At 71.8% G+C, this 19,336-nt stretch carries 15 protein-coding genes; 10 read left to right on the top strand and 5 right to left on the bottom strand.

What is annotated here, in order from left to right:
* The coding region (locus PV682_RS31890) for a YybH family protein (RefSeq protein WP_319735231.1) at positions 1–261 on the top strand (261 nt) is incomplete at its 5' end.
* Between the two features lie 261 nt (positions 262–522).
* On the opposite strand, the gene PV682_RS31895 is transcribed toward PV682_RS31890, so the two are convergent.
* Positions 523–2,154 carry an amidohydrolase gene (locus tag PV682_RS31895; protein ID WP_319735232.1) on the bottom strand — a complete coding sequence of 544 codons (1,632 nt, stop codon included), beginning with the start codon at positions 2,152–2,154 and terminating at the stop codon, positions 523–525.
* A 145-nt stretch (positions 2,155–2,299) separates the two neighbouring features.
* Here PV682_RS31895 and PV682_RS31900 point away from each other — a divergent pair, with 145 nt between their 5' ends.
* Entirely contained in the window at positions 2,300–3,268 is a 969-nt protein-coding gene (locus PV682_RS31900; RefSeq protein WP_319735233.1) for an Lrp/AsnC family transcriptional regulator, read from the top strand.
* Between the two features lie 370 nt (positions 3,269–3,638).
* Here PV682_RS31900 and PV682_RS31905 read toward each other — a convergent pair whose 3' ends face one another.
* Entirely contained in the window at positions 3,639–5,954 is a 2,316-nt protein-coding gene (locus tag PV682_RS31905; RefSeq protein ID WP_319735234.1) for an Orn/Lys/Arg family decarboxylase, read from the bottom strand.
* 45 nt (positions 5,955–5,999) lie between these two features.
* Entirely contained in the window at positions 6,000–7,160 is a 1,161-nt protein-coding gene (locus tag PV682_RS31910) for a cytochrome P450 (protein ID WP_319735235.1), read from the bottom strand.
* A 298-nt stretch (positions 7,161–7,458) separates the two neighbouring features.
* Here PV682_RS31910 and PV682_RS31915 point away from each other — a divergent pair, with 298 nt between their 5' ends.
* A complete protein-coding gene (locus PV682_RS31915) occupies positions 7,459–8,412 on the top strand; it encodes a hypothetical protein (protein ID WP_319735236.1) in 954 nt (317 codons plus the stop codon).
* Positions 8,413–8,571: 159 nt separating this feature from the next.
* Here the strand turns inward: PV682_RS31915 and PV682_RS31920 are convergent, their stop codons facing one another.
* A complete protein-coding gene (locus PV682_RS31920; protein WP_319735237.1) occupies positions 8,572–9,687 on the bottom strand; it encodes an oxygenase MpaB family protein in 1,116 nt (371 codons plus the stop codon).
* Between the two features lie 180 nt (positions 9,688–9,867).
* On the opposite strand from PV682_RS31920, the gene PV682_RS31925 reads away from it, so the two are divergent.
* The 4 genes from PV682_RS31925 to PV682_RS31940 all read left to right on the top strand — a co-directional run bounded on the left by PV682_RS31925 (position 9,868) and on the right by PV682_RS31940 (position 14,098).
* On the top strand, positions 9,868–10,074 hold the full coding sequence (locus PV682_RS31925) for a hypothetical protein (RefSeq protein ID WP_319735238.1): 207 nt from the start codon (positions 9,868–9,870) through the stop codon (positions 10,072–10,074).
* 64 nt (positions 10,075–10,138) lie between these two features.
* Positions 10,139–11,452: a hypothetical protein gene (locus tag PV682_RS31930; RefSeq protein ID WP_319735239.1), complete on the top strand. Its 1,314-nt coding sequence runs from the start codon at positions 10,139–10,141 to the stop codon at positions 11,450–11,452.
* A gap of 25 nt (positions 11,453–11,477) precedes the next feature.
* Complete coding sequence (locus PV682_RS31935) at positions 11,478–12,233, top strand: bestrophin-like domain (protein ID WP_319735240.1); 756 nt, start codon at positions 11,478–11,480, stop codon at positions 12,231–12,233.
* A 41-nt stretch (positions 12,234–12,274) separates the two neighbouring features.
* On the top strand, positions 12,275–14,098 hold the full coding sequence (locus PV682_RS31940; protein ID WP_319735241.1) for an aminotransferase class I/II-fold pyridoxal phosphate-dependent enzyme: 1,824 nt from the start codon (positions 12,275–12,277) through the stop codon (positions 14,096–14,098).
* 15 nt (positions 14,099–14,113) lie between these two features.
* Here the strand turns inward: PV682_RS31940 and PV682_RS31945 are convergent, their stop codons facing one another.
* Entirely contained in the window at positions 14,114–15,478 is a 1,365-nt protein-coding gene (locus PV682_RS31945; protein ID WP_319735242.1) for a hypothetical protein, read from the bottom strand.
* Positions 15,479–15,861: 383 nt separating this feature from the next.
* Here PV682_RS31945 and PV682_RS31950 point away from each other — a divergent pair, with 383 nt between their 5' ends.
* The 3 genes from PV682_RS31950 to PV682_RS31960 all read left to right on the top strand — a co-directional run bounded on the left by PV682_RS31950 (position 15,862) and on the right by PV682_RS31960 (position 19,325).
* Complete coding sequence (locus PV682_RS31950; RefSeq protein WP_319735243.1) at positions 15,862–18,003, top strand: MMPL family transporter; 2,142 nt, start codon at positions 15,862–15,864, stop codon at positions 18,001–18,003.
* Positions 18,000–18,596: a hypothetical protein gene (locus PV682_RS31955; RefSeq protein WP_319735244.1), complete on the top strand. Its 597-nt coding sequence runs from the start codon at positions 18,000–18,002 to the stop codon at positions 18,594–18,596. The genes PV682_RS31950 and PV682_RS31955 overlap by 4 nt, the downstream gene beginning before the upstream one ends.
* A 342-nt stretch (positions 18,597–18,938) precedes the next feature.
* Entirely contained in the window at positions 18,939–19,325 is a 387-nt protein-coding gene (locus tag PV682_RS31960) for a hypothetical protein (protein ID WP_319735245.1), read from the top strand.
* Positions 19,326–19,336: the final 11 nt, after the last annotated feature.

Raw genomic sequence — 19,336 nt, forward strand, 5'->3', positions numbered from 1 at the left:
CTGTTCGTACCAGGACCGGGACAAGAACCCGTCTACGGCAGAGAAGACATCAAGGAAGCACTGAAGCCCTACATCGCCTCGCCCGGCACCTTTGAGATGGGGGCCGCGTCGGTCCATCAGAACGGCGATCTCGCGATGGTCCAGGTGCCTTGGCGGATCACCAGCGAGAGCGGCGTCATGGAAGGAAAGTCGGTCGAGGTGATGAGGAGGACGAGCGAGGGGGACTGGGTCTACATCATCGAAAACCCCTACGCCGTCTGATTCTCGTCATCCCTCCCGGCATCACCGTCGGGCGACGGGACCTCCTCACGGCAGCGGCGGCCGTATCGGCTTTCTCGATACGGCCGCCGCCTGCTGTCCGGCGACGGTGATCCGGTGCGGTCCGGGCGCGGTCGGCTGGGGTGGTTGCGCAGGTATTCGACGGGGCGTCCACGCGGGCACCGCGAGGTTTTCACCAAGCCCCGCCGTCAAGAGGTCCGTCTCAACGGCCGCTGATGCCACCGGGACGGAGCCGGTCACGGCTCAGTGGGCTGATGACCGGGTGCCGCTCGGGGGGACCAGGAGGCCGCCGACGAAGGTGTGCGTGGGGCGGAGATCACGCAGCGCGTCGCCCGTGCAGTGGGCGGGGTCCTCGTCCCAGACGGTGAGGTCGGCGAGGCGGCCCGGAGCGAGGGTGCCGCGCAGGTGCGCCTCGCCGGTCAGGCGGGCGGCGCCCACGGTATGCAGGGTGAGGGCTTCGTCGTAGGTAATGGCGTGCTCGGGGCCCTTGACCCCGATGACGGTCTGCCGGGTGGTCATGCCCCAGATGGAGCGCATCGCGCCGAACCGGCCGACGGGGAAGTCGGATCCGGCGCTGACCTCGGCGCCCAGGTCGATCCAGCCACGGGCGGGGAACAGCCGGGCGACGCGTTCGGGTCCCCAGAAGCCTTCCTCGACCTCGGCGGTGTCGTGCAGCAGCGGCTGCTGGATGGTGACCGGGATGCCCAACGCGACGGCGCGGGCCTGCTGTTCGGGTCCGGCCAGGCCGCCGTGCTCCATGACCAGCGTGCCGGCGGGCAGCCCGGGGTTGCGCTCAAGGACGCGCTCGTAGACGTCCAGGAGGGTGCGCACCGCGCGGTCGCCGTAGGCGTGGGTGCCGACTCGCCGGCCGCGCCGGACCACAGCCTCGACGGCCTCGACCAGCGCGTCCGGCTCCCAGACCAGCATCCCGGAGAAGGCGTGGTCGCAGGCGTACGGCTCCTCGGTGGCCCCCGCCTCCAGACCGCCGTCGAGGCCGAACTTCACACCCCACACCGACAGCCACGGGTCGAATGTGTCACGCCACTCCTCCATCACGTCGAGCAGATCCTCCACCTGGGCGGCGCTGGTCAGCCCGAGCGCCGAGATCAGCGCCCGCACCCGGATGCTGAGCGCCCCCGCCTCGCGAGCGGCCAGCAGCACCGCGTAGTCCTCGGGGGTGACCGCGCAGTCGCGTACGGTCCCGATGCCGGTGGCGGCGTAGTCGCGGGTGGCCAGGCGCAGTCCGTCGATGCGCTCGGCCCGGTCCGGGGCCGGGACCAGGTGTTCCACCAGATGCAGGGCGTTGTCGGTCAGCCGGCCGTCGAGCTCGCCGTCGGTGCCGCGGCCGATGGTGCCGCCCGGCGGCGCGGGGGTGTCCTCGGTGATGCCCGCCAGCCGCAGCGCGTAGTGGTTGACGACGTCGTTGTGGCCGCCGCGCTTGACGAGGACCGGGTGCCGGTCGGTGGCTCGGTCGAGTTCGGTCGCGGTGGGCATGCGGCGCTCGGCCAGGTTGAGTTCCTGCCAGTTGGTGGTGGTGCGGATCCAATCGCCCTCGGGGATGACGGCGGCCCGCTGCCGGATCAGGCCGAGGAACTCGGGGATGTTCCGGGCCCGGTGCACGGGGACGTCATGGGCACCGAGCGCTGCGAAGATCAGGTGGGTGTGGGTGTCGTCGAAGGCAGGCAGCACGGTGGCACCGTTCAGGTCATGGAACTGTGTCCGCGCGCTCACCAGGTGATCGAGGCCGTTCGGTTCGGCGGACACGGCCGCGATACGGTCGCCGCGCACGGCCACTGCCCGCTGCACCGCCTGACCGGGCACCAGGGTGTGCACCGCCCCGGCGCGGATCAACAGGTCGGCTCCGTGATCGGTCATCATCTTCTCCCTCATCCCGCAGGCGCCGGATCCCGAACGCGTCGTTCGGCGACGAGACCGTTGTAGGAGGGCTGGGGGATTTCACCGCCAAGCGGATGGCTGCCGCGCGAAAAGTACGCCAGCGTCCGCGCCTACCATACGGATCATGCGACAGGTGCTCGATGAAACCGATCGGCGGATCGCGGCGGCCCTGGTCGCCGCGCCGCGTGCCTCCTGGCGGGAGGTGGCCCGCTGCCTGGGGCTGTCCGAGCGCACCGTCGTACGCCGGGTCGCCCCGCTGTACGCCGACGGCACCCTGCGCGCGACCGCGGTACGCAACCCGGCCCGCTTCTCGCACCTGATCCCCGTCGCCCTGCGCATCCGCTGCCGCCCCAACAAGATCCGGCAGGTCGCCCAGGCGCTGGCCCGCCGCCCCGACACCGTCTGGGTGGACATCCTCGGCGGCGGCGACGAGATCTCCACGATCTTCTTCCTGGACGGTCCGCAAGCCCGCAACAACCTGCTGTTGCGCGACCTGCCCGCCACCGACGCCGTCGGCTCCTGGACCGCCCACACCTTGCTGCGTGTCTTCCCCACCGCCTTCCGCTGGACCGCCGGCCTCCTCTCCCCCGCGGAACTGGCCGAACTCGTCCCCGACCCCGCGCAACCGACGGCCCCGGCACCGTCGTACGCGCCTGCCGACGTCGACACCGCGCTGATCGCCGGGCTGACCGAGGACGGCCGGGCCACCTACACGGACCTGGCCCGTCGCGCCGGTACCACCGCGCTCACGGCCCGCCGCCGGCTCGAAGCCCTCCTGGAGAGCCAGGCGCTGCGCCTGGCCACCGAACTCGATCTCGCACTGCTCGGCGCGCAGACCGAGGCGCTGCTGTGGATCTCGGTGCGGCCGGGCGCGTCGCAGGAGACCGCGCGGTCCCTGAGCGCCCACCCGCACGTCCGGTTCTGCGCCGCGACCACCGGGCCCGCCAACCTGGTCGTCGCCGTCGCCGCCGCGAATCTCGACGCCCTGTACACCTTCCTCACCGACGCCGTCGGCCCCTTGGAAGCGGTCACCGCCATCGACACCACCCCGCTGCTGGCGACCGTCAAACGCACGGGCCTGATACGACACTGACGAGAGCAACGACGGCCACATACAGGGCATGGGCGCGATGTCACCTCCCGACCGGCCGCTTCCCGGCTCCGGCCCAGATGCTGGGGAGCGGGCGCGGAGGGGCACCGCCGTGTTGGACCGTGCTCTCCGTCCGTGAGGCGTTCCGTCTCCCTCAGCGGACCTGCGCCGTATGGCTCTTCCGCTCCGGACCGGGATGGCGGCTCGACGCGCGGCGGCGTCGGGAAAACCGACCAGACCAGAGGGAAGACGCCGGTGGGCGTCCCGGCGTGGACGGGCTCGGGAATGGGGCACCGGTTGTTCGACGCCCGTCAGGCCTCCGCTCAGAGTCTCACCGAAAGCCGTGCGGAGTTCCCCGACGACGCCCCCGAGGTCAGGCGCCGCCGGATTCCGCGGTGTCCGGTGCCACGCAGTCGAACCAGTAGCCGCCGTCCGGGCCGTAGCTGACGCCGTGGGTCTCGCTGGCGAAGCCGGGGAAGCGGCGGTCGAAGTCCTCCAGGGCGGTGAGGTAGCGCATGAGGGGGCTGGTCGCGGGGCCGACGCGTTCGCCGGGGACGAGGAGGGGGCTGCCGGGCGGGGTGGTGGCGACCATGACGGCCGGGACGCGTCCGGGCAGGTCGCGCAGGGGGACGCGTTCGGTGCGGCCCTGGACGAGGTGTTCGTAGGCGTCGACGGGGGGCATGACGGGGCCGGGGAGATCCTCGGAGACCGCGCGCAGGAGGCTGGTGAGGGTCACGGTGTCCTCGTGCATCTCCGCGCAGAACTGGGGCAGGGTGAGCGAGCCGTAGCGGTCCGGGTGGGCGGCGACGACGTCGGGGAGGACGTCGGCGAGCGGGGCGTTCGCGTCGTAGAGGGCCTTGAAGTCGGTGAGGACGTCGATCAGGGTGCCCCACTTGCCCTTGGTGATGCCCATGGAGAAGAAGAGGATGAAGCTGTAGGGGTCGTACTTGTCGACGATGACGCGGCGGTCGTACAGGTAGGCGTTGATGATCTTTCCGGGGATGCCCCAGGCCTCGGCGGTGCCGTCGGGCCGGACGCCGGGGCAGGTCACGGTCACCTTGACGGGGTCGAGGAGGCAGTAGCCGGGTTCGAGGCCGGGGTAGCCGTGCCAGTCCTGGTCCGGCGCCAGGTGCCAGGCGGCCGGGGTGGCGGCGAGGAGGTCCACGGGGGCGTCCTCGAAGGGGAGTTCGGCGCCGGTGGCGGGGTCGGTGACCGTGGGGGGCTGCCAGACGCCGAAGAACCAGTCGGGGCGGTCGCCGCTGTCCCGGATCGCGCGGGCCAGCCTCGGGATGGCCTGGCGGAAGCGGATCGCCTCGACGACCGTCTCGTGGATCAGGAACGGTCCGGCGGCGCCGTCCATCATCCCGGCGGCGACGTCCAGGGAGGCCAGCATGGGGTACAGGGGCGAGGTGGTGCCGTGCATCATGAACGTCTGGTTGAAGCGCTCGTGGTCCACGGGTGCCCGGGGCGACGAGCGGACGTGGACCATCGAGCTCTGGGAGAGCGCGGCCAGCAGTTTGTGCGTGGACTGGGTGGCGAAGAGCGAGGGCAGGGCCGCCTCGCCGTCGCGCTCCCGGACGGACATCGCGCTGCGCCTGTCGTACAGCGGGTGGAAGAGGGTGTACGCGGACCACGCCTCGTCGAAGTGCAGCCGGGGCACGCTGGCGCCGAGCAGTTCCGCGACGCGCTGGGCGTCGTACAGCAGTCCGTCGTAGGTGCTGCTGGTCAGGGCCGCGTACACCGGGTCGGGGGACAGGGCGCCGGGGGTGAGGAGGCTGCCGTCCAGGGCGGCGGCGACGGCCTCGCCGGTCAACTGGGCGGGCGGGACGGGGCCCATCAGGCCGTAGCCGTTGCGGCTGCCGGTGACGTACACGGGGCGGGCCCCGGCCATGATCATGGCGTGGTGGACCGACTTGTGGCAGTTGCGGTCCAGGACGGCGAGCTGGTCGCGGACGACGCAGTGGTGGCCGACCATGCGGTTGGCGTTGGAGGTGCCCTGGAGGACGTAGTAGGTGCGCTCGGCGCCGAAGATGCGGGCCGCGTTGCGCTCCGAGTCGCCGATCGGGCCGGTGTGCTCCCAGGTTGAGCCGAGCTGCTCGATGGAACAGGTCAGGTCGGAGCGGAAGAGCTGCTCGCCGTAGTAGTCGTAGAAGGCGCGACCCACGGGTGAGCGCAGGAACGCGACGCCGCCGGCGTGGGCGGGGGTGTGCCAGGAGTACTCGTGGCTGTCGTCGAAGCGGACCAGTTCCCGGAAGAACGGCGGCAGGAGCCCTTCCTGGTAGTCCCGGGCGGCCCGGGTGATGCGGCCGGCGAGGAAGGTGGGGGTGTCCTCGTCGAGCCAGACGTAGCCGATCACCACTTCGGCTACCCACAGCGGCAGGTCCTGGAGGCCGTCCTCCTCCAGGACCAGGAACACCGGCAGCCCCGTCGCCCGCCGCCGCAGCCCCTCCAGCACCTCCTGGGCTGCCGGCTCGCCACCGCCGGTGCCGGGCAGCCGCCAGTCCAGGAGTACGGCGGTCAGGCCCGCCTCGGCGCGGATCACCGAGAGCGCGTCCTTGGCGGTCGTCACCCACCGGGGGGTGAAGCCCCGCGCGGTGATCTCGTCGGCGATCCGGCGGATCTGTTCGGCGTGGGCGGAGTCGTCGCCGGAGCGTTCGGTGACGGCGATCAGGACGAGGGGGTGGGACATGCGTGCTCCGTAGGGTGTCGGGTTGCCGGGGCGGGAGCGGGGTGGTCAGAACTCGACGACAAGGCGGTCCGGCATCCGGGTGCGCCAGCCGCGCATCACCGCCGGTCCACCGCTGCCCGGAACGATCCGCGGACGGCCGTCCAGCAGGACGCCGAGGCTCATGCGGACGATGCGCGGCACCAGCGCGCGGACCAGGCACCGGTGGCGGCCGTAGCCGAAGGTGAGGAGCGGGGCGGGCGGGCGCCGGACGTCGAAGGTCTCCGGGTCGGGGAAGACGCTCTCGTCCCGGTTGGCCGACGCGGTGACCACCACGATCCGCTCGCCCGCGGGCAGGACGTACTCGCCGAGCCGGACCGGCGCGGACGTCATGCGGTCCGTCGTGCCGACCGGGGGGTTCCAGCGGAGCCCTTCACGGACCGCGCCGTCCAGCAGAGCGGGGTCCGACCGTACGGCGGCGAGCTGTCCGGGGTGGGCCAGGAGGGCGTGCAGGGTGTTCGCGGCGGCCATGGCGGGCTCGCGGAACGAGACCATGAGCATCTTCAGCGTGGCCAGGACCTCGTCGGCGCCCCGGGGCCGGCCGGGCGGGCGTCCGCCGTGGATCAGCCGGGACAGGACCGAGCCGTCCGGGGTGGTGGTGAGCCGGGAGACCGTGGGCGTGAGCGCGGCGTCGATGGCCGCGGCGGCGGCCCGGATACGGGCGTCCTCCTCGGGCCGGACGGGACCCTCCGGGCTCGGCGTCAGCCCGTCCGACCAGCGCATCAGCTCCTCCGGGGCCACCATGTCCAGGCCGAGGGCGTGGGCCAGGACCACGGCCGAGACCGGTTTGAAGTACGCCTCGATCAGGTCGACCTCGCCGGTGCCGAGCCCGGCGAGGGCGTACGCGGCGGTGACCGCGGTCACCCCGTCCAGCGCGAGGGCCGTCTCCGGGGTGAACCGGTCGTCCACGCTCGCCCGGATACCGGCGTGCGCGTCGCCCTCCAGCGTCAGGATGGTGACGGGCCCGCAGTACTCCGAGACGAAGGGGTCCACCGAGGCGAACGTCTCAGGGCTCTCGATCACCTGCCGCACCCCGGCCCAGTCCGTGACCAGCCACGCCCCCACCGACCGCACCCACGCCACCGGCGCCTCACGGCGCAGCCTCGCGTAGACCGGGAAGGGGTCGGCCCGCAGCGTGTCCTCTGTGATGTCGTCCAGTACGGCGACCATGGGGCGCACCTTCTCGTGGAGAGGCCGGGGGTTCCAGACTCACCACACGGCACCCCGAGTGCCTCCCGGGGCGGACCTGGCTACTCCGTTCGGGTTGGGCGGGGCGCGGGGTGTCGGACTTCGGCCCGCTGTACCGGGGGCCTGGTCCCCGGCGGCGGGCGGGAAGGCGACCGGTCCCTCGGCGCGCCGGTCGGGTGACGGGGGCGGCGGACGGCATGCGTACGGACGCCACATCGACTCCGGGAAGCGAGGGAGCAACTACTGTCCGTTGCATTCCCTCGTCGATCAAAGGAGCGCCATGCGCCATCACTCCCCCCGGCCCCGTCTCCTCGCCTGTGCCCTCGCCGCCCTCTCGGCCGCGATGCTGACGCCGTCCTCGTACGCGAGCCCCGCCGAATCCGTCGACCTGTCCGTCAGGGCCGACATGGTCCAGCAGGCACCCGGCACGACCGGGAAGCAGTTCCTGACCGTGACCAACCAGGGGAGCGCGACCACCGGCAAGGCGCTCCTCACCTACGTCACACCGCCGTACACCAACGTCGACCGCTCCGCCGAACTGCCGGCGGGCTGCTCGATGCGGTACGAGAACCCCGACCCGACCGTCCCCGAGGTGGTCACCTGTGTCGTGTCCGAAGGGCTCGGTGCGGGAGAGCGGCAGTTGGCCATTCCGCTCTCCGTGACCCAGCGGGCCCGGATCACCGGCATGGTGCGCGGCCTGGTCACCGTCGTCCCCGCGGCGGACTCCCCCGACGTCGAGGCCGCCATCAACGACAACTGGATGCCTGCTTACCTCTCCTTGACCCGCCCCACACCGGCCACGCCCGAAGGCAACAGAACCGGCCTCTACCTGGCTGGTCCTCTTTCTGTTCTCACGAAGGAGGGAACGGCGGACCCGACCCTCGTCCACGGCAACGTCGGTCCGGCCCAGAGCAGCGGTCAGGTGCAGATCAGCGCGGTCACCCCGTTCACCTTCAACGTCGATGAGACCAAGCCGCTCCCGGAGGGCTGCTCCCTGGTCCTCAAGGACTCCTTCATCGGCACGCCGGAGATCGTCGTGTGCCAGGTGCCCGCTCTGGCCGTGGAGGAGCAGCGGACGCTCACGATCCCGCTGCGCAGAGCGGAGGGCGCGCACGCGGTGGGCCTGCTCCTCGGCCCCGCGCTGATCGCCCCCTTGAGCCCCGACGACGTCGACCCCGACCAGACCGACAACATCGCGACCCTCACCGTGATGGCCCCGAATCGCGACGCCTGACAGGAAGGACCGGCCATGGCATCGCCCGGGGTCCGGCTCTTCGCCTGATCGCCGGCTCACCGGGCGGTGCCGTCCTGGCTGCCGATCCGAAGCGGTAGGTGTTCGGGGTCGTTGATCCTTACCGTCGGCGCCGGCGTGACGCGCCGCTTCCTGGACCGGCTACGGGGCCCCGTTCCCCCAGTCGGCCCGCAAGGACTCCGGGATGTCGAACTCCTGCTCCTCACCGGACAGGATCGCGCGCACCCGGTCCGTCAGCAGGTTCTGCCCCAGCCGGTCGAGGACGCGCTCGGCCGCCGGAACCCGGTCCTCCAGTCGCTCCAGGACCTTGCTCAGGCCGACTGCCGCTCTGACGCCCGCGGTCCCGCTGACGGAGTGGGGGACAGCCATCCAATCGGCGATATCGGGATCGGTCGTCCGCCGGATCAGGGCCGGCAGCAGACCTTTGAACCCCGTCGGCAAAGAAGCCGAGTCGTGTTCGATCAGGGTGCGGGTGAGTCTGATGCCTTCCGGCGACGGTCCGCGCACCCGGGCTTTGAGCCGGGGCCACAACGCCATGGCCGCCTCCGGCGTGTCCGGCATGATGGCGGCGTCGACTCCGAGCAGCGCTCCCGTGACACGCCACAAGTGGTAGTAGTCCCGTAGCTCTTTCGGCGTCACGTGAACGCCCAGCCGTTTCGCTCCCTCGGCCGCGCAGACCGAGAACAGGACCACTCCGCCCAGCATCTCCTCCTGGTTCACGGGAGTGCCCATGGCCGTGTGGTCCCACTGCCCCGAGGCGGCGACGAAATGCCGCACAGCGGCGTGCACCAGTCGCACCTTCTGACAGGCCCGGACCAGGCGGCCGTCCGGGCCCAGAGGTTCGCGCGCCATCATGTACAGCAGGAACTGGAGCGTTTCCGCGATGCGGCGGGACGGCTCGTCGAGCCTGTGGGTGAGAGTCATCACCTTCGCGCCGTGCACGGACCCGAAACAGCACACCATGGTGCCCGTGGCGAGCACCGACGCCAGTTGCGGGCCGTCGTCCCTGAAGAACTCGTACGCCCCCGCGATCCGTTCCGGATCGGCCCACTCCGGGATGCTCGCGGTTCGGTGAAGGAAGTCGCGGAGCACCGGGGGCAGCTCTTGAGGTACGGCCTCGCTGTTGTCGTCGAAGGCCCGCAGGATCTGGTTCACGCCGGACAGCTCACCCGACGCGAGAAGTTCCGCCACCACAGGGTCGGCTTCGAGATCACCAGTGCGGCGCAGAGCATCGAGTTCCGCGCGGTCCCATGCCATGAGGGCAACCGTAGGTTCGTCGCGGTCCGGTCGCGAATCGTCCCCTCTGGACTCTCGTGGGTCAGCCCGCACGCCGCTCATCCGTTCCCTCCACGAAGGGCCCAACGGACGTTGCGGACAGTCCGCGCGCCTGTTCTTTTGGTGATGTCGGAGCCGTGCCCGAACTGTGAGGTCCGCGCCATGAACGACCACAAGCCGACCTGCGAGGGTCCGTACGGCGAGCAGGACTGTCCGGACGACGCGCGGTTCGCCGTCGTCCGGTACCGGTTGCCGTCCCGGTACGTGTGCCCCGTGCATCTGGGCCCGTCCCTGCTCCTGACGGACGGTGTGCTCTGGCCGCCGCAGATCTCGATGATCGGCCGGGGCCATGCGGGTGAAATCCGGTGACCGATTCACCGGCGGCGGCGCGGTAGGGGCCGCCGAATGAAAGGGGCACATCAATCATTCCGGTGTGATTTTCGTATGCCGCTCGCATCGGGCCACCCGGTGGTCCGTCCTGCCCCTTCTGCTCCTCTCCCTGTCCGCGGTGGTCTGCGGCGCCGTTCCGGTGGCGGCGGACGGCGCGAACACCCGGGGGCTGGTACTGCGGGTGAGCGTCAACACCCGCCCCGGGCTCGGCGCGGTGCGGCCCGGCATCCGGGTGGGTGACCCGGTGGTCATGACGTACCGGCTGGTCAACCGGGGTGGCGCCGACCTCCACGACGTACGGGTGAGCGATCCGCGCCTGCCCGGCGTCCGGCTCCGCTGCGCGGGCGGCAAGGACCGGGTGCCGATGCTGCGGGCGCTGACCTCGACGACGTGCACCGCGACGACGGTCTCCCGGCCCGGCACCTGGACGGGGGAGGTACGGGCCGTCGGCCGGATCCCCTCGCTGCGCGCGAAGGTCACGGCCACGGCGCGATCCGGCTGGGCGGGCGTCGGCGGGGGCCTCGGCCTCTCGGAGACCGTGCGGGTGGACGGCCGGACGGCGACGATCCGCTACCGAGTCACCAACGGGGGCAACCGGACCGTCTTCGCCATCCGGCTCACCGACCGGCTCCTCGGCGACCGGAGGCTCGGCGGAGGGCTCGGCATCGACTGCGGGGGCGGCCATCCCGTCGTGCCCCGGCTGATCGCGGGAGGCGCCGCCGTCTGCCGTGCGGTGGTGCGACGGGGCCCCGGCACGTACGTCAGCCAGGGGGCCGCCGAGGGCTCCGACCGCGTCCGTACGCTGGACCGGTCGGGCGATCTGGTGCCGCCGCCGACGCTCACCGCGCGAGCGTCGGCACCCTTCGTCCTGACCGCACCCCCGGCTCCTCCCCAGCCCACCCCGCCGGTCCAGGCGCCACGCACTCCCCCACCGCCGCAAGGCCCTCCGCCCGCCGCCGAACCCGCAGTGCCTGTGGTTCCCGCCGTACCCGCCGTTCCCGCCGTACCTGGCACTCCCCTCGTCCCCCTGGTGCCCTTCGTCCCCCCTGTCCCCGCCGGCGCCCTCTTCCCGTTCCCGCCCCCGCCACCCCCGGCCATCGCCGCCCCCGGCATCGCCCCGGCCGCCGAACCCGGCGGCGCCGCCGTGGCCCCACCCCCGCCCCCGGCCGCGCAGCGCACGACGGGGCAGCCGCCCCAGCAGGCGCAACCTCGGCAACAGGCCCCGAAACGCTCCCTGTTGAGCCGGCTCAGGCGTCCCGGCGGGGGGCCGACCGGACTGGGCCTGCTCGTGATCCTCTTCCTCCTGCTGATCCCCGGGGTCGTCGCCGCCGTGCTGCTCGGCTCGCGGCGCCAGTGACATCTGCGCAGAAAGTCCCACGCCCATGACCCAGACACTCGTCATCTGCTTCGGGGTCGCGCTGCTCGCCGCGGCCGTGGTCCTGCTCAAGGACCGCTTCTGGCCGCCCGACCCGGACGAGGAGCCGCGCGAGGACGTGGCCGAGTACATCGCGATGATGGTCGGTGTCCTGTACGCGCTGATCCTGGGGCTGTCCCTGGTGTCCGTGTGGGACACCCACTCCGGGGCCTCGGACCATGTGGCGACCGAGGCGAGCGCCGTGCACCAGGTGCGGCTGCTGGCCGAGTCCCTGCCCGAGCCGCAGGCGAGCGACGTCCGCTCGGGGGCGGACACGTACGTCCGGCACGTGACGCGAGTCGAGTGGCCCGCGATGAAGGAGGGGCAGCCGCTCGGCGCGGAGGGCTGGCGGCTGCTGGACTCGCTCCGGGCCGCCAATCGGCTCCCCGACAGCGCCCCGGCCTCCGGGCAGGCGGTGTCCCAGGAGGTGCTGGCCCAGCTCAGCACGCTCGACGACGCGCGGCGCGGGCGCGAAGGGGACACCGGCGGCGGACTGTCGCCCATCCTGTGGCTGGGGCTGATCATCGGCGGGGTGCTCACGGTGGCGTTCATGTTCATGTTCGGGGTGGAGCGGAGCTTCACCCACGTCGCCATGGCCATGGGTCTTGCCGCGCTCATCACGTTCCTGGTGCTGCTCATCCACCAGCTCGACCAGCCCTTCAACGGCATCCTCGCGGTGGACGCGACCCCGTTCACCCGGTACTTCCCGCTCTCCTCGCCCTGACCGGTCGCGCGATCACCCAAGGAACGTAAATATCAGTTTTCATGACAAAAACTCTTCGGGACGAGAAGTACGACACCGTCCTGACCCGGCTCGACGCGAACGGCGACGGAGTCGTCTCTCTCGCGGACTACACGGCCCTGGCCCACTGCGTCCTCGACGTGATCGGCGAACGGCCCGACGGCGAGAAGGCCGGCGCGCTGCTCGCGGCGTACGAGGAGGTCTGGAACCAGCTCGCCGGCCTCGCGGGCATCGACCGCGCCGACTCCCTCTCCCGCGAGGACGCCCACCAGGCCCTGCGGCGACTCGCCCGGGACCGCCCCGCCGGCTTCGAGGCCGCCCTGTCCCGGGCCGGCCGCGCCTTCGCGGCGGTCCTGGACGTCGACGACGACGGCACGGTCTCCCCCGCCGAACTCACCTGGGCCCTCATGCGGCACGGCCGCACCGAACGCCAGGCCCTGGACGCCTTCCACCGCCTCGACCTCGACGGCGACGGACAGGTATCGGTCGACGAACTGAGCGCCGCCTTCCTGGACTTCCACCTCAGCGAGGACCCCGACGCCCCCGGCAACCACCTCTTCGGCACCAGCGTCTCCCTCCCCGCCCCCGAGCCCGCGCCGCCCGTCACCGCCGCGCTCGCGATCGACGGCGGGACACCGGTACGGACGACGCCGTGGCCGACGTACGACATCGGGGACACCTTCCTCAGCACCCGGGACGTGGCGGCGGCCGAGGCGGCGGCAAGGACCCGGCGCTACTACCGCTACGACTCCCGCGCCGTCACCGACACCTGCAACGGCCGACTGGAGGCGCGGCTGCGGGAGTTCTTCGCCGTCCCGTACGCGCTGACCTGCACCAGCGGCACCACCGCGATCGCCCTCGCCCTGCTCTCCCTCGATCTGCCGCCCGGCTCGCCCGTGGCGTGCTCGTCGTTCACCTTCTCGGCGACCCCGAGCGCGATCCTCCTCGCCGGGCACCGGCCCGTCCTGGTCGACTCGGACGAGAACCTGCACCTCGACCCGGACCGGCTGCGCGAGGTGCTGGCCGACGGCGCGGTGGCGGTGGTCGCCGTCCACATGCGCGGGATGGCCTGCGACATCCGCGAAGTGTGCGCGGTGGCCGGGGAGTTCGGGGTGCCGGTCGTCGAGGACGCCTGTGCCGCCGTGGGCGTCGAGATCGACGGGCGGCGGGCGGGGACGTTCGGTGACGTAGGCGCGTTCAGCATGCAGTCGGACAAGACGGTGAACACCGGGGAGGGCGGGTTCCTCGTCACCCGGGACCCGGAGAGATACGCGCGGGCGATCGTGTACGCGGGGTCCTACGAGGGCCGCATGGGCCGGCACTTCGCCGACGGGTCCGCCGCGCCCGGCGTGGACGAGATGTCGTACCCGGTGTTCGCCTGGCGGCTGGACGAGGTGCGCGCGGCCCTGGCGCTGTCCCAGTTCGACCGGGTCGGGCTGCGCCTGGCCGCACAGCACCGCAACTACCGGTACGTCACGGACCGGCTCGGTGATCTGCCGGGCTTCGCCGTACGGCAGCCCGGTGCGCCCGGTGCCCTGCTGGGCGCCCAGTTGATCCTGCGGCTGCCCGGCGCCGACGCCGAGCGGGTGGCGTGGGTGACGCGGGCGCTGGGCGCGGAGGGCATCACCGCGCGGCGCTTCACCGACCCGGCGCGGCCCAACGCGCGGGCCTTCTGGAACTGGCGGTACCTGGTCGGGGACGACCCCGAGCGGGCCAAGGCGCTGGCTCCGGCGACCGCCCGCCATCTCGCCGAGGCCGTCGACATCCCGCTGTCGCCGAACGTCACACCGGCCGACTGCGCGGATCTGGTCACGGCGCTGCGGAAGGTGGCCTCGCGGCCGGCGTGAACCCTCCGGAGTACGTCACCAGCCGACCCCGAAGAACACGCCGACGGTGGCGGTCAGCACGATGACCGCGAGGATCGGCCAGTACAGCGCCTTCGCCGGCAGGTTGGCCTGCTTCGTGAGGATCTCGCCCGGCCGGTCCAGCGCGATGAGGACGCCGTTGGCGGTGACCAGGAGCAGCAGCACGTACACCGCGAAGTACACGTACTCCATGTACATCACCGACCCGTCGCCGGAGACGGAGCGCAGTTCGTTGTGGTCGACGACCACGACCAGCAGCATCGTCACCAGGAACGCCATGACGGCGAAGGTGTTGGAGCCGAACAGCTCGATCTTCTGGTCGCGGCTGGTGACGAAGAGCGAGGCGAAGACGACGAGGGCGATCAGGGCGACGGGCACCAGGTTGCCGATGACGGCACCCGTGTAGTTGCGCTGGTAGACCATGTTGAAGTACAGGTCCGGGTAGCTCACCGGCCGGTCGTAGGTCTTCAGGCCGAAACTCGTCGGGTACTGGTAGCGGGCGTAGCTGAACCCCGTGTACATCGGCCGCCACTCCCCCGAGACCATCTGCGGGTCGGTCCCGAGCATCTCCTTCTTCTGCCACGGCGGGTAGGCGGAGAAGTCGGGGGTCAGGACAACGTCCTTGTCGAAGTCCGGCTGCCACATGCGCAGCCACACGTTCTGCCGGTCCATCGGGTAGGTGCGGTAGTCGAAGCGCTGACGGAAGGCGGTGCTGAAGTACCAGCCGACGGTCTCCGTGCCGTCAGCGGCAGTACGCCGGTAGGCGATGTCGTCGTCCTCCAGGTACGAGCTGTCGGCCTCGGGGAAGACGACGCCCCGGGTGATGTCCTTCGGCGTGTTCGCCGGGTACCGCTGCCAGACGTAGCCCGAGACGGCCACGTTGTTGGAGTTCGTGAACTCTATCGACTCCACGTACAGCCCCGTCGGCACGACGACCGGGCTGCGCCCCTCGGGCATGTTCCGCGCCAGGTACGCGCCGGCGTCCCGCTCGTCATGCAGCATCCGCCCGGCGACCAGGCGCTGTCCGTCGTCGTGCAGGATCGCCACCCAGCACACCGCCGTCCCCAGCAGGCAGACGAGGGTGAACGCCGCGCTGGTCGCCCAGACGCTGCGGGCGGTGAAATGCCAGGGGCGTACGGCCAGGAGCACCGCGCACAGCAGGACGACGGCCCCGCACACCACGGCCGTACCGAACCGCCCGTCACCGAGCGCGGCCGAACCGCCCGTCCACCAGGAGATCCCGGCGGCTGTCCCCAGGGCGAGCGCGAGGACCGCGCACGCGGCTGTCGTGACGACGCACTTCCCGCGGTACGGGGGCGGCCCGTCCGGACGCTTGCGAAGGTCGACGCGCGGGCCGGTCACGACGAAGAGGCTCTGGGGTTCATGGGGCAGTCGTCTCCGGCCGTCCTGCGAAGCGGGGCATCGAGGCGCCGGACGTCCCCCCTGCCGAGTGACGCGGCTGTCAGAGCGTCTGTCCCACAACGTACGGAGATCATCCTGCGCCTCTCGGTGTCTCGCCGGCCAGCTCAAACCTCCCGGCAGTGCAGCCGAACCGCCAACCGGGGAAAGGCAAGTGGGTGAATCAAGGAGCCGGCCGGCCGGGCCGGCCGTTGCCGCGTTACGCCTTATCAGCGAACCGCCCACGTCGTACGTCTCCCGGCACGACGAGATCCGATAGACAGTTCCCCGCCGCCCGCCGGGAGACCGGAACGCACAGCACCAGTTCTTCGAGGGAGAAGATCACCGTGGCGCCCACGATCCGTGCATCACGTAGCCGCATCACGGTCTGGGTGTGGGCGGCGCTGACGGTCATCTCCTGCGCCCTCGCGCTGACGCGGCTCGACAGCCTCTACGCGGCCCCCGCCCGTGCGGCGAACTCGCCGTCCGACCGGGCCGCCTCACTCATCGCCCGGAAACTGCCCCGCCTGGGCGACGAACAGCTGATTCTGGCCTTCACGTCACCGTCTCTCACCACCCGGGAACCCGTGTACCAGGACACGGTGGCGGCGGTCGCCCGGACCCTGGTCCCACGGCCCGGGGTCGGCACGCTGCTGCCGGTCCCGGACCAGCCGGAGCGCGATCCGCGTCACGCGTACGTGATCGTCGGGCTGAAGGGTGACGCGTGGCAGCGGCAGCGTCTCGCGTCCTCGGTGCAGACCGAGGCCCAGCGGGTGGCCCAGGAGGCGTCCGGCCACCGGATCAGTGTGTCCCTGACCGGTCTGACCACGGTGAACCGCGCGTTGGTGCAGGCGGACGAAGCGGACCTGCACCGCGTGGAGACGATGGCGATCCCGTTGGTGCTCCTGACCCTGACGATCGGTCTGGGGTCGCTCGGCGCGGCGCTCGTCCCTCTGCTCGTGGCCGGAGTCAGCGTCGCGGTCGGCCTCGGCTGCCTTGCCGTCCTCGACTGGGTCACCGACGTCAGCACCTTGATGCTCATGGGGGCCACTGTGGTCGGGTACGGGCTGGGGCTGGACTACGGGCTGCTCGTCCTGATCCGCTATCGCCGGTCCCGGGCCGACGGAAACGACCCGCGCTCGGCGGTCGCTCATGCCTCGCGGTCCGCCGGCAAGGCCGTCACCTGGTGCGCTCTGGCGGTCATCGGCAGCAGCGCCGCCCTGCTCGCGGTACCGCTGGGATATGTGCGGTCCCTCGGCCTCGCGGTGCTCCTCAGCACCGTGGTGACGTACGCGGTGGCGACCACGCTCCTCCCGGCGGTCCTGCCCCGGCTCGACCGTCTGCTGAGCTGGGCCACGCTCCCGCGCCTCGGCCGGGGCTTCGCCGTGGGGTCCCGGTGGAGTGAACGTCTGGCCCGGCGGCCCTGGCTCTGGCTGCTCGGGGCGCTGGCTCTCCTGCTGGCGGCGGCCACACCGGTCGTCGGGCTGCGTCTGGTGCTGCCGGTCGACCGCGCGGCCATCGCGCACTCCGACGCGGGCCGCGGTCTGGCGCGCATGGAGTCCGACCACTTCTCGGGCGCCCTGGGCGTCGCCCTGCCGCACACGCCCCGGAGCGGGCCGGTGGACACCACGGAGCTGGAGAGGGCCCTGCGAACCGACTCCCGCGTCGCCTTCACCAGCGTGGTGGACAACGGACGGGATCTGACCGTCCTCCTCGTCGCCCAACGCGTTCCCGTCGACAGCCCTGCCGCGACCGCTGTGATCGGCACGGTTCGTGACACGGCTCGGCGCACCCTGGAGCCGGGGCAACAGGTGCTCGTCGCAGGACCCACCGCCGCGCTCGACGATCTGCGGGCCGCCCTGGTCGCCGCGCTGTGGCAGGTCGCCGCACTCGTCCTGGGCGCTTCCCTCCTCCTGCTGACGTTCTTCTTCCGCAGTGTGCTGATCCCTTTGAAGGCCATCGCGGTGAACCTGCTCTCCACCGCCGCCGCCTTCGGCCTGCTCACCCTCGTGTGGCCCGACACCGGGGTCAGCGCCGTCATCCCCGTGCTGACCTTCACCATCGTGTTCGGGCTGTCCCTGGACTACGAGATCTTCCTGGTCCACGCCATCACCGAACGGTACGTGGAGAGCGGTGACTGCCGTGACGCCGTCGTCCAGGGGCTGCGTCAGGTGGCGCGGCCGATCACCCTCGGCGCCGCCGCCCTGACCATCGTGTTCGCGTCGCTGACCGGAACCGGCCGGCTGGACTTCCAGCAGCTCGGATTCGCGGTGGCCGCGGCCGTCGTCCTGGACGCCACCCTCATCCGGCTGATGGTGGTACCGGCGCTCATGCACCTGATGGGCCGTCTCAACTGGTGGCTGCCCTCGTGGCTGGCCGCCCTCCTTCCCCCGCACCGCTCCGCCGAGCGTGCCGACGTACCGCCCCAAGCGCTCCGGGCGAGCACCGACCCGGCCGAACCGCCTCACCACAAGGAGACCGTCCGATGATCCGCCCCGCTCCGGCATCCTTCGCCCGGTGGCTCAGCCGTGCCACCGTCGCCGTCCTCGTCTCCGTGACCGCCTCCACCGCCTCGGCGGCTCCCGGCACGGGCGTCCCGGGCCGCGCCGTCGCGTCCGGCACGGCCCTGAGCTGTACCGCCCGCACCGTCGCGGGCCGTCCCGTCTCCTTCTCTCCGCCCCTGACCATGGCCAACCGGCAGGTGACCGTGACCGGGTCCTTCCGGCTGACGGACTGCTCCTCGCCGAATCGCACGCGGCGCGGTCCGGCCAGCGGGGTCTTCACCTTCCGCGGCACGGGCCACGCCGGCTGCACCAGCGCCTCCGGCATCAGCGGAAAGGCGACCGTGACGTGGTACGACCGGGCCGGGCACCGGGTCGGCACCTCGACCGTGCGCCCCGCCGGCCGGCGGACCAGCAGCTTCAACCCCTCGGACGCCCTGTTCGACGGGACCGTCACCGCCGGGGTGCTGACCGGGGCCCGCGTCTCGGGACGCGCGGTGCCCACCAGCGACGTCACCAGCTGCGTCTCGTCCGGCCTGCGCACCCTGCACGGGGCCGGAAAGATGGCTTTCTCGTTCTGAGCCGAGTACACGGCCCCGGCCGTGACGGCACCTGTCGCGCGCACGGCCACACCCCGGCGGCCCGCAGCCCGCGCAGTGCACAGGAGGAGGGCGCCCCGCATCCCGCCAACCGGCGTTCCGCGCCGAACACGGCCGCGAGCCCACCGAGGAAGAGGCCGTCGGGGTACGGGCCACGGGACGCGGAACCTGTCCTCGGTGGCCGGTTCCGCCTCCCGCATCGCCGACAACGGAGCGCCGAGACGGTGAACGCCCCGGCCCGTCGGCGGCGCGGCGCAGCTCGTACACGACCGGCGGGACAAGCACGGTCGGAACAGCCGTACAAGTTGTCCGGCGACGCCCGGGTTGACCGGAGGCTGCGGAGGGGGACGTGCCGGTCAACGATCCGGTTGCCAGCCTCTGTGGGGTCAGGCCGGACACCGCAGCGGCAGGCGCATCATCACCTCGACCGTCGTCGAACTCGTCCTGGCGGTCCTGGTCGCCCTGCTGGGCCCGATCGGACTGGCGCAGCCCGCGCTGGCCGAGGACAACAACCCCACGTTCCACGCGGACGCCGTTCGGCGAGAGCTACACCAAACTGGAAGCGCACACACCGACAACCGGGGTGACATGGCCCGCGGGGTGCTGATGATGACCCAGTTCGTCGCCATGGGCAGCGCCGCCTTCAACATGCCTGAGGGCCTCGTCCGGAACGAGAACAACTGGGCCGCGTTCAGCAGGCGCTTCAACTGACGCCAGCCGTA

This window comes from Streptomyces niveiscabiei (assembly GCF_033794345.1).
Lineage (GTDB): Bacteria > Actinomycetota > Actinomycetes > Streptomycetales > Streptomycetaceae > Streptomyces > Streptomyces niveiscabiei.

What these genes read in the sequence shown, in the direction of transcription:
- PV682_RS31895 (WP_319735232.1), bottom strand. Translation starts at nt 2,154, where the DNA reads ATGACCGATCACGGAGCCGACCTGTTGATCCGCGCCGGGGCGGTGCAC.
- PV682_RS31900 (WP_319735233.1), top strand. Translation starts at nt 2,300, where the DNA reads ATGCGACAGGTGCTCGATGAAACCGATCGGCGGATCGCGGCGGCCCTG.
- PV682_RS31905 (WP_319735234.1), bottom strand. Translation starts at nt 5,954, where the DNA reads ATGTCCCACCCCCTCGTCCTGATCGCCGTCACCGAACGCTCCGGCGAC.
- PV682_RS31910 (WP_319735235.1), bottom strand. Translation starts at nt 7,160, where the DNA reads ATGGTCGCCGTACTGGACGACATCACAGAGGACACGCTGCGGGCCGAC.
- PV682_RS31915 (WP_319735236.1), top strand. Translation starts at nt 7,459, where the DNA reads ATGCGCCATCACTCCCCCCGGCCCCGTCTCCTCGCCTGTGCCCTCGCC.
- PV682_RS31920 (WP_319735237.1), bottom strand. Translation starts at nt 9,687, where the DNA reads ATGGCATGGGACCGCGCGGAACTCGATGCTCTGCGCCGCACTGGTGAT.
- PV682_RS31925 (WP_319735238.1), top strand. Translation starts at nt 9,868, where the DNA reads ATGAACGACCACAAGCCGACCTGCGAGGGTCCGTACGGCGAGCAGGAC.
- PV682_RS31935 (WP_319735240.1), top strand. Translation starts at nt 11,478, where the DNA reads ATGACCCAGACACTCGTCATCTGCTTCGGGGTCGCGCTGCTCGCCGCG.
- PV682_RS31940 (WP_319735241.1), top strand. Translation starts at nt 12,275, where the DNA reads ATGACAAAAACTCTTCGGGACGAGAAGTACGACACCGTCCTGACCCGG.
- PV682_RS31955 (WP_319735244.1), top strand. Translation starts at nt 18,000, where the DNA reads ATGATCCGCCCCGCTCCGGCATCCTTCGCCCGGTGGCTCAGCCGTGCC.